Consider the following 12,657-nt stretch of genomic DNA (forward strand, 5'->3'; position numbering starts at 1 on the left):
GTGTGCCGTGTGCCGTGTGCCGTGTGCCGTGGGCCGTGGGCCGTGGGCCGTGGGCCGTGGGCCCGTGGACTGTGGAGGTGGCCCCTGGACGCGGCCCCGCACGGTGGGCCGGGAGGCGTCCGGACCGGGGACCGGCTCGCACGGGCGCGGCCCGGCGGGCAGGATGCTGCCCGGGACACCACCGCCCCGTCCGCCGACCCGCGACCCGGAGGCCCGGATGACCGGTACCACGACCACGCCCTTCACCGCCGCCGACCACAGGGCCCGCATGGAGCGCGCCGTGCGCTCCGCCGCGGACGCCGGCCTCGCCGGACTGCTCGTCGCCCCGGGACCGGACATGGTGTGGCTCACCGGCTACACGCCGACCGCGGTCACCGAACGGCTGACCGTGCTGGTCCTCACCCCCGGCCGGGACCCCGTGCTCGTCGTGCCCGCGCTCGAGGCCCCGGACGCCGAGCACGCGGCCGGCGCCACCGCGCTGACGCTGCGCGACTGGACCGACGGCAAGGACCCCTACGCGGTCACCGCCGGCCTCCTCGACGGCCGCGGCCGGTACGGCATCAGCGACAACACCTGGGCGATGCACCTGCTGGGCCTCCAGCGGGCCCTGCCGGACACCGCCTACGCCGCCCTCACCGACGCCCTGCCCATGCTCCGCGCGGTCAAGGACGCCGCCGAGCTGGAACTCCTCGCCGCCGCGGGCGCGGCCGCCGACGCGACGTTCGAGGCGATCCGGCAGGTCCCCTTCGCCGGCCGCCGCGAGTCCGACGTCGGCCACGACCTCGCCGGCCTGCTGCGCCGCTTCGGCCACTCCCAGGTCGACTTCACCATCGTCGGCTCCGGCCCCAACGGCGCCAACCCGCACCACGAGGTCGGCGACCGCGTCATCCGGCCCGGCGACATGGTCGTCCTCGACTTCGGCGGCCTGAAGGACGGCTACGGCTCCGACACCACCCGCACGGTCCACGTAGGCGAGCCCACCGAGGAGGAACGCCGGGTCCACGACGTCGTGCGCGCTGCCCAGGAGGCCGGCTTCCGGGCCGTACGCCCGGGCGTGGCCTGCCAGGAGGTCGACCGCGCCGCCCGCGCGGTGATCACCGACGCCGGGTACGGCGAGTACTTCATCCACCGCACCGGGCACGGTATCGGCGTGACCACGCACGAGCCGCCGTACATGATCGAGGGCGAGGAGCAGCCGCTCGTGCCCGGCATGTGCTTCTCCGTGGAGCCCGGCGTCTACCTGCCCGGCCGGTTCGGGGTGCGCATCGAGGACATCGTCTCGGTGACGCAGGACGGCGGCCGACGACTCAACAACACCACCCGTGAGATGGTCATAGTGGACTGAGAGAGCCAGGGAGACCCATCCCGACGACGGACGACACCGGAACGGCGACGCTCGACCCATGACCCAGGCACCGACACCCACCGCGGACGGCGTCCGCAGACTGGTCCGCTCGCTGCTCGACGAGGGCGGCGACGGCACCGGGGGGCCCGATGTGCGGCCCGTGACGGAGGACCGCACGCACACCTGGTGGATCGGGCGCGGCCATGTGCTGCGCCTGGCGCCCGACCGGGAGGCGTCCGCGCGCCGCCGCCGGGAACTGCGCCTGCGCGACGTGGTCCGCCCGCACGTGCCGGTCGCCGTCCCGGCCAGCGTCGCGCACGGCGACTGGGCACCCGGTCTCGCCTACACCCTCGACACCCGGGTGCCCGGCGGCACGGCCGACGAGCACGACGTCTCGGCCGTCGGGGAGGCCGACCTCGCCGGCCTGCTCAGCGGGCTGCGGGCGGTTCCCGTCCGCCAGGCCGAGGCGCTCGGTGTGCCCCGCACCGCCCCGCGCTCGCTGGAGGCGCTGCGCCGCATGGCCGTGCACGCCGCCGAACGGCTCGCCGCCGCCGACGAGTTCGACGCCGCCCGGCTGCTCCAGCTCACCCCGCCCGGCGCGGCCCAGCTCGCCGCGCAGCCCGGCACCGCCGTCCTCACCCACCACGGGCTGACCGGAGCCCACGTGCTGGTCGGCGACGACGGCCGGGTGCGGGGCGTCCTGGACTGGACCGCGGCGGTCGTCGGCGACCCCGCCGAGGACATCGCCGGGCTCGCCGTCGCCGTCGGCTCCCCGGCCGCCGTCCGCGCCGCCACCCTGGCCGGCTACGGCGCCCGTCCCTGCCTGCGCGGCCTGTGGCTGGCCCGCTGCGACACCGTCGTCCGCCTCACCGACCGCCTGGAGGGCCGTGCGGAGGGCCGCGCTGAGGGCCGCGCGGAAGGCTCCCTGCCCCTGCTGCGGACCCGGCTGCGGCGCGTCTGGGAGCCGATCCTGCTGGAGCGGGTGACGGACTTCGCCGAGGACGACCCGGAGCCCTGAGAGGCGCCGGGGGAGCCCGTCAGGGCTGGAACAGCACCACGGCGGACTCGCCGGGCACCTGCAGGAGCCCGTCCGGGCCCGGGGCCGTCACCGGCTCCCAGGCCGCGAGGACCTCCACCCGGCCGGTGCCCAGCGGGATCTTCACGGGATCCTTGCCGAGGTTCACCGCCACCCGTACGTCCCCGCGCCGGAAGGCGAGCCAGCGGGCCCCCTCGTCGTACGCCACCTTCGTGTCGGCGAGGTCCGGGTCGGTGAGGTCGGGCTGCGCCCGGCGCAGCGCGATCAGCTGCCGGTACCAGGCCAGCACGCGCGCGTGGGGTGCGCGCTCCGGCTCCGACCAGTCCAGGCAGGACCGTTCCCTGGTCGCCGGGTCCTGGGGGTCCGGCACGTCCTCCTCGGCCCAGCCGTGCGCCGCGAACTCCCGCCGCCTGCCCCGCCGTACCGCGTCGGCCAGCTCGGGATCGGTGTGGTCGGTGAAGAACTGCCAGGGTGTGCCCGCTGCCCACTCCTCGCCCATGAACAGCATCGGCGTGAACGGCGCCGTCAGGGTCAGCGTGGCCGCGCAGGCCAGCAGACCGGGGGAGAGGCGGGCGGCGAGCCGGTCGCCCTGGGCGCGGTTGCCGACCTGGTCGTGGGTCTGGCTGTAGCCGACCAGCCGGTGCCCGGCCACGCGCGCCCGGTCCAGCGGCCGGCCGTGGCGGCGGCCCCGGAAGCTGGAGTACGTGCCGTCGTGGAACCAGCCGCCGGTGAGCGTCTTGGTGAGCGCGGCGAACGGCTCCCGCGCGAAGTCGGCGTAGTAGCCCTGCGCCTCACCGGTCAGGGCGGTGTGCAGCGCGTGGTGGAAGTCGTCGTTCCACTGCGCGTGCAGGCCCAGGCCGTGCTCCGCGCGCGCGGTGATGAACCGCGGGTTGTTCATGTCCGACTCGGCGATCAGGAAGAGCGGCCGGCCCACTTCGCCGGCCAAGGCGTCCACGGCCGCCGACAGCTCCTCCAGGAAGTGGCACGCGCGCGTGTCGTACAGGGCGTGCACCGCGTCCAGGCGCAGCCCGTCGATGCGGTAGTCGCGCAGCCACGCCAGCGCACTGCCGGTGAGGAACGCGCGCACCTCGTCCGAGCCGGGCGCGTCCAGGTTCACCGCCGAGCCCCACGGCGTCTGGTGGGTGTCCGTGAAGTACGGCCCGAACGCGGGCAGATGGTTGCCCGACGGACCCAGGTGGTTGTGCACCACGTCCAGGACGACCCCCAGCCCCAGTCCGTGCGCCCGGTCGACGAAGCGCTGGAGGGCCTCGGGGCCGCCGTACGGCTCGTGCACCGCCCACAGCGACACGCCCTCGTAACCCCAGCCGTGGCGGCCGGGGAAGGGGCACAGCGGCATCAACTCCACGTGGGTGACACCCAGTTCCACCAGGTGTTCCAGTCGGTCGGCCGCGGCGTCCAGGGTGCCCTCGGGGGTGTACGTGCCCACGTGCAGCTCGTACAGCACCGCGCCCGGCAGCCCGCGTCCCGGCCAGCGGGCGCGCCACTCGTGCCGCCCGTGGTCCACGACGGCGCTCAGCCCGTCCGGGCCGTCCGGCTGGCGGCGCGAGCGCGGGTCGGGCAGTACGGGGCCGTCGTCCAGCGCGAACCCGTACCGTGCGCCGTGTCCCGCCTCCGCCTCGCCCGCCCACCACCCCTCGCGCTCCGGATCGCGCGCCAACGCGCTTGTGGCGCCCTCGCAATGGAGCGTCACTCGGTCTGCCTGCGGTGCCCACACCTCGAACTGCACGGACGGTTCCCCTTCGTCTGTTCACCGTGATGTCCCGCGTCACCATCGTGCCGTCCCGGACGATCGATCCGCTTTCGAATCCGCCCTTTGCCGGCTGGTGTCGCGGAAGTACCCGTACATCGGCACCGGTTCCGCGTTTTCTGGACACCCGGGGTTCACTGCCCGACAATCACCAGCGTGACGTCGTCCTTCGAGTTCTCCACCTACCCCGCGCGCCTGTCCGACGCGGAGCGCGACAAGGCGCTGCGGGTGCTGCGCGACGGCGTCGCGATGGGCCGGCTCTCGCACGACACGTTCGTGCACCGTATGGAGCTGGCGCTCTGCGCGCGCAGCTCCGACGAACTGGCCGTCCTGGTCGCCGACCTGCCGCGGGAGAACCGATTCTCCCGCGCGGTCCTCGGCTCCGTCGAGGCCGTCTCCGGCTTCACCGTACGGCTGCGCCGCGCCTGGCAGGCCGAGCGCCTGCCCAAGCTGCTGCTGCCGCACCCCGAGCACGCCCACCCGCTGCGCATCGGCCGCGACCCGGCGAACGGACTGCGACTGAACCACGAGACCGTCTCCCGGCTGCACGCCGAACTCCGCCGACAGGGCGGCCTGTGGGTGCTCAGGGATCTGGGCTCCACCAACGGCACCACCGTCAACGGCCGCCGGGTGACCGGCGCGGTCGTCGTCCGCGAGGGCGACCAGGTCGCCTTCGGCCGCATGGCGTTCCGGCTCGCTACGGGACGGTAGCGCGTCGTCTGCCCGCCGGAGGACGGCAACGCCGTCGGCACCCGGGAACGCGGGCGCCCCGGCACGCTTCGAACAGACGCCCGGTCACGCGCCCGGCTGTTCGCGGTCGGGTGTCCGGGGCCTCGCGGCCGGGTGGCCGGCCGGTCATGCGTCCGGTCTTCCGGCTCGGGTGTCCGGTCATCTCCGGGTGTTCCCGGTCGGGTGTCCGGGTCCTCGCGGTCGGGTGTCCGGGGCCTCGCGGTCGGGTGCCCGGTCATGCGTACGGGCCTTGCGGGCCGGGTGCCCGGTCGCGCGTCCGGGTTCTCCCGATCGGGTGAGGCGCGCTGGGGAAAGCGGGTCCGCGTGCCGATGGAACGGGCATGACCCACATCACCAGAGCGACAGCGGCGGCCGGCGCCCTGCTGGCCGCCGCCGGTCTCCTCGGCGCGGGGCCGGCCCGCGCGGCCTCCCGCGACGTCCAGCAGGGCAGCTGGCTCTATCTGACGGTCACCCGCGGCGAGGCCCGGTCCGGCGAGACCCGTGGCGCGCTGCTGCTGTGCGACCCGCCCCGGGGGCACGCGCACGCGAGCCTGGCGTGCGGGGAACTGGCCGACGCGGGCGGTGAGATCGACCGCATCCCGGCCGAGGGCGTCTTCTGTCCGATGATCTTCGCACCGGTGACCACCCACGCGCGCGGGCGGTGGAACGGCCGCGCGGTCGACTTCCAGGAGACCTACAGCAGCGTCTGCGTGATGAAGGCCCGGACCCGGCACGTCTTCGCCCTCGACGGCTGACCGGCCCCGGGCGGCGCGGGCAGGCACGGACTCACGCCGACCGGCCCCGGCTCACGCGGTCCGGCTCCGGCTCACCCCGTCCGGCTCCGGCGCACGCCGACCGGCTCCGGCGCACGCCGACCGGCTCCGGCTCACGCCGTCCGGCCCCGGCGCACGCCGACCGGCGCGGGCTCACACGGTCTGGTTCAGGCTCACGCTGTTCGGCCTCGGCGCACGCCGACCGGCGCGGGCTCACGCCGCCCGGGGCCGCGCCTGCTGTGCCGCCACCAGCACCGTACGGGACTGGTGCTCCACCTGGTGCTCCAACGGCACCCAGCGGGCCCGGAACCGGAGGGCGAACGCGTCGCACCAGGTGGCCACCAGCTGTTCCAGGCGCGGAGCCGCCCGGTCGTCCGCCTCCCGCAGCACCCGCAGCAGCATCGCCGCGGCCCGCAGCGGCAGCCGCCGGCCGAAGGCGTCCACGCTGCCGACGTACGCCATCGTGGTGCCCGCCGGAGGGGTGTGGATCCAGTCCTCGGCCAGGCCCGGAACCAGCTCCAGCGCCCAGCGCGCGGCCCGCAGCAGCGGCCCGTCCACGCCGTCCAGCCGGGGCAGCGCGTCGGCGAGGATCCGCTCCACGTCCCGTGCGTCCCGCAGCAGCCGCGCGGCCAGGCGCCGCATGGCCGCGGCCGGTGCCGGGTGCGGCGCGGGGTCGTCCACCAGGTCGCTGGCCCACATCGGCACCTCCACCACGGCCGTCAGACCGCCGTACCGGTGCGCGTGGTACCAGGTGCTGTGCCGGGCGTCGTCCGGCATGCTCGGATAGGCCGCGCCGGTCCCGGGACCGGGCATCACGTGCACCCCGGGACCGGAGGCCGGCCAGCCCGCCGCGTCCGAGGCCCCCGTCTCCACCGGGATGTGCAGCTCCGCCGCCGACTTGGCGAACGGCTCGGCCAGCCCCGGCACGTCCTTGGTCAACTGCACCCAGCTGCCGCCCAGGTCGGTGCCGTGCAGGGTCACCTGGAGGTACGGGCGCAACTCGTCGATCAGCCCGGTCAGTGTCCGGGTCTCCGGGGGCAGCCGGTCCGGCGGCAGCACGGACGGCGACCACTCCGGCTGTTCCGCGCCGGTCGGCCGGTAGAAGCCGAGGTGGTAGTCGAGCAGGCTGCGCGGCGCCGGGGTCACATGCAGACTCGCGCCGTCCGGGTCCGCGCACAGCAGGAAGTGCCAGGAGGTGCCGGCCCGCAACTCCGGCTCGGACAGCACGCGTTCGGCGAGCACCCGCAGGGTGGAGCCGCCCGTCGGCTCATTGGCGTGGGCACCGGCGACGACCAGTACCGCACGGCGGGCGTGTCCCACCGACAGCAGGTGCAGGGGTCTTCCCGCGCGCGAGACGCCCACCTGGCGCAGCGTGCACAGTCCGGGTCCCTGAGCGGCCAACGCCCGTGCGGAGGCGACCAGTTCGGGAACGCTGGGATAGCGCAGCTCCGGCAGAGGACTCACCCCCGACTTGTCCGTCCGGCGTCGCCCTCCCAGTCCCGCACGGGACGGGTGAACTGTCAAGCGGTCGGCGGAGGAGGCTCCCGGGGGCGCGCGGACGCCCGCGCCCGCCGGCGCACGGGCCACTGTGTGCCACCGGCGCGCTCCTGGTGCCCACCGCGCCCAACGGGCGTCGGGGGACCACCTCGCCCGGCCCGCGGGCGTCGAGGAACCACCCCGCCCGCCCCGCGGGCATCGGGGAACCACCCCGCCCACCCCCTGAGGCTGCCGCGCGCTCGACCGACGACCCCCTGCGCCGTCGCCGCCCCGTGCGCTCGCCCCCGCGCCGTCGGCCTCCTCTGCCGGCAGGCACCCTCCGTGCCGTCACCAACCCCTGCCGCCGCCCTTCCGCACAGTCGGCCCCTGTGCCGTCACCCTCCCGTGCCGTCGGCCCCTTGCGCCGTCGCCCACACGAGCGGTCGCCCACCCGCGCCTTCCCCCCACCGTGCCTTCGCCCTCCCGTGCCGTCGGCCCCCCGAGCGTCGTCCCGGGGCCGTCCTCAGTCCTGGGCGACCCGCTCCAGCAGCACCACCGGCAGGCGGTCGAAGAGGTCCGCCACGCGCGCGTGGCCGGTGAACTCCCTGCCCCCCGTCAGGACGTCCGCCCACCGCCCGGGCGGCAGCGGCAGCCGGGTGTCCCGCCAGCCGCCCGCCTCCGCCAGCCGCAGCGACAGCCGGGTCACCGCCGTGACCACCTCGCCCGAGCGCGTGAACGCCAGACAATGCTCGGCCGCCGGACCCTCGGCGGTCAACGCGTCGTAGGAGGCGCTCGCGCCGAAGGCGGCCGGGCGCCGGGCCCGCAGCCGCAGCGCCGCCGCCGTCACCGCGTCCTTCTCCCCGGGCACCTCGGGCGGGAACGCCACCGGCCGCCGGTTGTCCGGGTCCACCAGCGCGCGGTACTCACCCTCCGTGCCCTGGTACACGTCCGGAACCCCGGGCATCGTCAGGTGGACCAGCGCGGTACCGAGGACGTTGGCCCGCACATGCGGTTCCAGCGCCTTGCGGAACCCGGCCACGCGCTCGCCCGGCGCCCCGCACGGCCCGGCCGTGACGAAGGCCGCCACCGCCTCCTCGTACGGCGGTTCCTGCTCCGTCCAGCTGGTGTACATGCCCGCCTCGCGCACGTGCTTGAGCAGCGCCTCCTGGACGCGTTCCTCCTCGGCGGGCCCGAGGCCGAACGCCGTCTGCCAGGCGGCCCAGGCCAGCTGCCCGTCCGGTGCGCCCGCGCCGTTCCGGTTCACCTCGGCGAGCAGCTTCGTCCAGCCGTCCGGGCACTCGGTGAGCACGGCCAGCGCGGCCCGCACGTCGGCGCTGCGCTTGGTGTCGTGCGTGGTCACGACCGTGCCGGTGAGCGGCCAGTCGCGCTGCACACGCGCGCAGTACGCGTGGAAGTCCTCCGGGAACACCCCCGGGCTGCCCGGGTCGCCGCCCACCTCGGCCGCCGACAGCAGCGGCACGTAGCGGTAGAACGCCGTGTCCTCCACCGACTTGGCGCGCAGCGCCGAGGCGGTCTGCGCGAACCGGGTGCGGAACTCGACCCGGTCGGCGTGGTCCGGTGCCGCCGGATCACCGGGCGGCTCGACCAGCAGCCGGCGCACGATGCCGACGGCCTCCGCCTCCTGCGGCACCACGAAGGCCAGCCGGGCCTCCTCGGCGGCCTCCGCGGTGATCACCTCGGCTGCGTCGCCGGACGCGTACGGCCGGTAGACCCGCATCCGCACCAGCAGCTCCTCCACCGCCGTGCGCAGCGCCCAGGGAGCCCGGTCGCGCAGGCCCAGGTCGGGCGAGGTGGCGCACAGCCGGGCCGCCACCCGGGTGAGGCGGTCGGTCTCGGTGGCCAGCTCGTGGGTGAGGACCTTGTACGCGGCTCGCCGGACCGTGGCGTCCCAGTTGCCGCCCCGGTCCGTCTGCGGCGCCGAGAACGCGCGGTAGCGGCCCAGGAGTTCGTACGCCCCGGTGCGGTCCGTGAACAGCCCGTCGACGTGCCGCAGCGCGTCGTAGCCCGTGGTGCCGGCGACGGGCCAGGCGGCCGGCAGCCGCTCGCCGTCGGCCAGGATCTTCTCCACGACCGTCCAGCACCCGCCCGTCGCCGCGTGCAGCCGCGCGAGATAGGCGTCGGGGTCGGCGAGCCCGTCGGGATGGTCGATCCGCAGCCCCTCGAGCACGCCGTCGGCCAGCAGCCGCAGGATCGTGCCGTGGGTGGCGTCGAACACCTCGGGGTCCTCCACCCGCACCCCGATCAGCTCCGAGATGCTGAAGAACCGCCGGTAGTTCAGCTCGGTGCGGGCCAGCCGCCACCAGACCGGCCGGTACCACTGGGCGTCCAGCAGCTGGGGCAGCGGCAGGTGCCCGGTGCCCGCGCGGAGCGGGAAGACGTGGTCGTGGTAGCGCAGCACCTCACCGTCGGCCCTCAGGTGCTCCAGCTCGGTACCGACCGGGCCGCCGAGCACCGGCAGCAGGATCCGGCCGCCGTGCGCCTCCCAGTCGATGTCGAACCAGCGCGCGTAGGGCGACCCGGGGCCCTCGCGCAGCACCTCCCACAGGGCCGGGTTGTGCCGGGGGGCCATCGCCATGTGGTTCGGCACGATGTCCGCCACCAGGCCCATCCCGTGCTCCCGCGCGGTGCGGGCCAGCGCGCGCAGCCCCTCCTCCCCGCCCAGCTCCGCGCGCACCCGCGAGGGGTCCACCACGTCGTAGCCGTGCGCGGAGCCCGGCACCGCCTCCAGGACCGGTGACAGGTGCAGGTGCGAGACGCCGATCGACGCCAGGTACGGTACGGCCGCTTCGGCGGCGGCGAACGGGAACGCGGGCTGGAGCTGCAGCCGGTAGGTGGCCGTGGGCACCGCCGGTCCGGATCGCGCAGGAGTCATGGGAACCTACGTACCCCGCTCGGCGTCTTTCGTGTCATCCACCGCTGCCCGGATCACGCACGCGTGTCTAGGTTCGAGCGATGGGGACGACGCAAGGCCCGGGACCGCGCCGCGCGGGGGACGCCTACCGCCGGGTGATCCGCCTGACCGGACCGCTGCTGCCGTGCGTGTCGTTCCTGGGGCGGCTGCCGACGGCCACCATCCAGTTCGGCAGCGTACTGCTCGTCGCCCGCACCAGCGGCTCCCTCGGCACCGCCGGACTCACCGGTGGCGCGCTCGCGCTCGGCCAGGTGGCCTGCGGGCCGCTGGTGGGACGGCTCGCGGACCGGCACGGCCAGCGGACGGTGGTGCTCGCCTTCTCGCTCGCCAACGCCCTCGCCGTGACCGGCCTCGTCGCCGGTGCGCTCGCCGTGCTGCCGACGGCGGTCCTGGCCCTCCTGGGGGCCGTCGCGGGCGCCACGGTGCCGCTCGTCGGACCGCTGGCGCGCACCCGCCTGGTCGCCCTGGCCCGCCGCTCGGGCGCCCGCGAGGCGACGGTCGGCGCCGCGCTCTCCTTCGAGAGCACCCTGGACGAACTGTCGTTCGTCCTCGGCCCGGCGCTCGTCGGTGCGGCGGCGGTGCTCGCCCATCCGGCCTACGCCATGGGCGGTGTGGCGGTGCTGGTGGCGGTCTGCGGCAGTGCCTTCGCCCTGCACCCGACGGCCCGTCTCGTGGCACCCGCGCGCGGGGAGCGCGGCTCCGGCCGGGTGCGTGCCGCGCGCCCCCCACTGCCCCGGTGCGTGGCCGCCCTGCTCGTCACCCTGGCGCTCCAGGGCGCGATGTTCGGCGCCTGCCAGGCCGGCATCACCGCGCTCACCGCCCGGGCCGGGCGGGAGGACCAGGCCGGTCTGGTGTACGCCGCCATGGGGGTGATGAGCGCCGCCACGGGGTTCGCCATGGCCGCCGTGCCGGACCGGATCGGTGCCCGTACGCGCTGGCGGCTGGCGACCGGCGCCGCCCTCGTGCTCTCCCTGCCGCTGCTCGGCACGAGCGGTCTGCCCGGCCTGTACGCCGTCGTCACCGTGCTGGGCGTCGCCTACGCCCCGCACCTGATCACCGTGTTCGGCCTGCTGGAGCGCGCGGTCGCGCCGTCCCGGCTGGCCGAGACGATGGGGGTGGCGACCAGTGCCCTCGTCGGCGGCCAGGCCCTGGCCGTCGCCGTCACCGGCCGCCTTGCCGAGTCCCACGGCCCCGTGGCGGCGTTCGCGGCCGCGAGCACGGCGGCCGGCCTGACCTTCGTCCTCGCCCTTGCGGTGCGTCCGACGACGTACGCGGGCACCCCCGGCGACGCACCCCACGCGCGCGTATAGGACACACAGCCCCGAACGGAGCCGCGCGACCCCGCCCAGAGGGCCGCACAGCCCCGCCCAGAGGGCCGCACAGCCCCGCCCAGAGGGCCGCGCGGCCCCGTCCGGGGGAGCGCGGCCCCGCTGGGCGTGCGGTGGGCTACGCCGGCCGCTGGAGCACCGTCAGGCTGCGGTCCGGCAGGGTGACGCGGTCGCCGGCCTCGACCTTCGGTCCCGTGCCCGGCGGGACCCCCTCCGGGCGGGCCGTGTCGACCACCACCTGCCACTGCCGGCCGTGGTCGACCGGCACCACGAAGTCCAGCGGCTCGGGGGAGGCGTTGAACATCAGCAGGAAGGAGTCGTCGGCGATCCGCTCCCCGCGCGGGCCGGGTTCGGAGATCGCGTTGCCGTTCAGGAACACGGTCAGCGCGGACACCTGCGCGGAGTCCCAGTCCCCCTGGGCCATCTCGCCGCCCTCGGGAGTGAACCAGGCGATGTCGGACAGCTCGTCGTGCGTGCCCTCCACCGGACGGCCGTGGAAGAAGCGGCGCCGGCGCAGGACGGGGTGGTCACGGCGCAGCCACACCATCGCGCGCGTGAACTCCAGGAGTTCGCTGCCCTCCTCCGGCCACTGGATCCACGACAGCTCGTTGTCCTGGCAGTAGGCGTTGTTGTTCCCGCGCTGGGTGCGCGCGAACTCGTCGCCGTGGCTGATCATCGGCACGCCCTGGGACAGCATCAGCGTGGCGATGAAGTTCCGCATCTGGCGGGCGCGCAGCCGCAGCACCTCCGGGTCGTCGGTGTCGCCCTCCGCCCCGCAGTTCCAGGACCGGTTGTGGCTCTCGCCGTCCCGGTTGTCCTCGCCGTTGGCCTCGTTGTGCTTGTCGTTGTACGACACCAGGTCGTGCAGGGTGAACCCGTCATGGCAGGTGACGAAGTTGATGGAGGCCAGCGGGCGCCGGCCGTCGTCCTGGTAGAGGTCGGAGGAGCCCGTCAGCCGGGAGCCGAACTCGGCCAGTGCGCGCGGCTCGCCCCGCCACAGGTCCCGTACGGTGTCGCGGTACTTGCCGTTCCACTCGGTCCACAGCGGCGGGAAGTTGCCCACCTGGTAGCCGCCCTCGCCGACGTCCCACGGCTCGGCGATCAGCTTCACCTGGGAGACCACCGGGTCCTGCTGGACCAGGTCGAAGAACGACGACAGCCGGTCCACCTCGTGGAACTGCCGGGCCAGGGTGGCCGCGAGGTCGAAGCGGAAGCCGTCGACGTGCATCTCGGTCACCCAGTACCGCAGCGAGTCCATGATCAGCTGGAG

General features: G+C 75.4%; 8 protein-coding genes and 1 pseudogene. 5 read left to right on the forward strand and 4 right to left on the reverse strand.

All coding sequences use genetic code 11. From position 1 onward, the window contains the following. Positions 1-217: 217 nt before the first annotated feature. The gene (locus tag GT045_RS36585) at positions 218-1,345 is read left to right on the forward strand and encodes an aminopeptidase P family protein (protein WP_161287907.1); all 1,128 of its coding nucleotides are present in this window, start codon (positions 218-220) and stop codon (positions 1,343-1,345) included. 58 nt (positions 1,346-1,403) lie between these two features. Beyond that, positions 1,404-2,363: a phosphotransferase gene (locus GT045_RS36590; protein ID WP_161336848.1), complete on the forward strand. Its 960-nt coding sequence runs from the start codon at positions 1,404-1,406 to the stop codon at positions 2,361-2,363. A gap of 19 nt (positions 2,364-2,382) precedes the next feature. On the opposite strand, the gene treZ is transcribed toward GT045_RS36590, so the two are convergent. Next, the gene (gene treZ, locus GT045_RS36595) at positions 2,383-4,128 is read right to left on the reverse strand and encodes a malto-oligosyltrehalose trehalohydrolase (protein WP_161336849.1); all 1,746 of its coding nucleotides are present in this window, start codon (positions 4,126-4,128) and stop codon (positions 2,383-2,385) included. Between the two features lie 177 nt (positions 4,129-4,305). Here treZ and GT045_RS36600 point away from each other — a divergent pair, with 177 nt between their 5' ends. Then, entirely contained in the window at positions 4,306-4,860 is a 555-nt protein-coding gene (locus tag GT045_RS36600; protein WP_161336850.1) for an FHA domain-containing protein, read from the forward strand. Positions 4,861-5,219: 359 nt separating this feature from the next. Next, positions 5,220-5,633 (forward strand): SSI family serine proteinase inhibitor, encoded by a 414-nt coding sequence (locus GT045_RS36605; protein ID WP_161298755.1) that lies wholly within the window; start codon positions 5,220-5,222, stop codon positions 5,631-5,633. A gap of 231 nt (positions 5,634-5,864) precedes the next feature. Here the strand turns inward: GT045_RS36605 and GT045_RS36610 are convergent, their stop codons facing one another. Continuing rightward, positions 5,865-7,115 carry a M14 family zinc carboxypeptidase gene (locus tag GT045_RS36610; RefSeq protein WP_161336851.1) on the reverse strand — a complete coding sequence of 417 codons (1,251 nt, stop codon included), beginning with the start codon at positions 7,113-7,115 and terminating at the stop codon, positions 5,865-5,867. A gap of 535 nt (positions 7,116-7,650) precedes the next feature. After that, positions 7,651-10,020 carry a malto-oligosyltrehalose synthase gene (gene treY, locus GT045_RS36615; RefSeq protein WP_202529367.1) on the reverse strand — a complete coding sequence of 790 codons (2,370 nt, stop codon included), beginning with the start codon at positions 10,018-10,020 and terminating at the stop codon, positions 7,651-7,653. 80 nt (positions 10,021-10,100) lie between these two features. Between treY and GT045_RS36620 the strand changes: the two genes are divergently transcribed. Then, the gene (locus GT045_RS36620) at positions 10,101-11,369 is read left to right on the forward strand and encodes an MFS transporter (protein WP_161336852.1); all 1,269 of its coding nucleotides are present in this window, start codon (positions 10,101-10,103) and stop codon (positions 11,367-11,369) included. Positions 11,370-11,505: 136 nt separating this feature from the next. Here the strand turns inward: GT045_RS36620 and GT045_RS36625 are convergent. Further along, positions 11,506-12,657 (reverse strand): annotated as a pseudogene (locus tag GT045_RS36625) (glycogen debranching enzyme); the annotation flags it as partial.

Origin of the sequence: Streptomyces sp. SID486 (assembly GCF_009865385.1) — a bacterium.
Taxonomy (GTDB): domain Bacteria; phylum Actinomycetota; class Actinomycetes; order Streptomycetales; family Streptomycetaceae; genus Streptomyces.

Excerpts from the sequence above, each read along its gene's own strand:
- GT045_RS36620 (WP_161336852.1), top strand. The coding sequence starts at position 10,101 with ATGGGGACGACGCAAGGCCCGGGACCGCGCCGCGCGGGGGACGCCTAC.
- GT045_RS36590 (WP_161336848.1), top strand. The coding sequence starts at position 1,404 with ATGACCCAGGCACCGACACCCACCGCGGACGGCGTCCGCAGACTGGTC.
- treY (WP_202529367.1), bottom strand. The coding sequence starts at position 10,020 with ATGACTCCTGCGCGATCCGGACCGGCGGTGCCCACGGCCACCTACCGG.
- GT045_RS36585 (WP_161287907.1), top strand. The coding sequence starts at position 218 with ATGACCGGTACCACGACCACGCCCTTCACCGCCGCCGACCACAGGGCC.
- GT045_RS36605 (WP_161298755.1), top strand. The coding sequence starts at position 5,220 with ATGACCCACATCACCAGAGCGACAGCGGCGGCCGGCGCCCTGCTGGCC.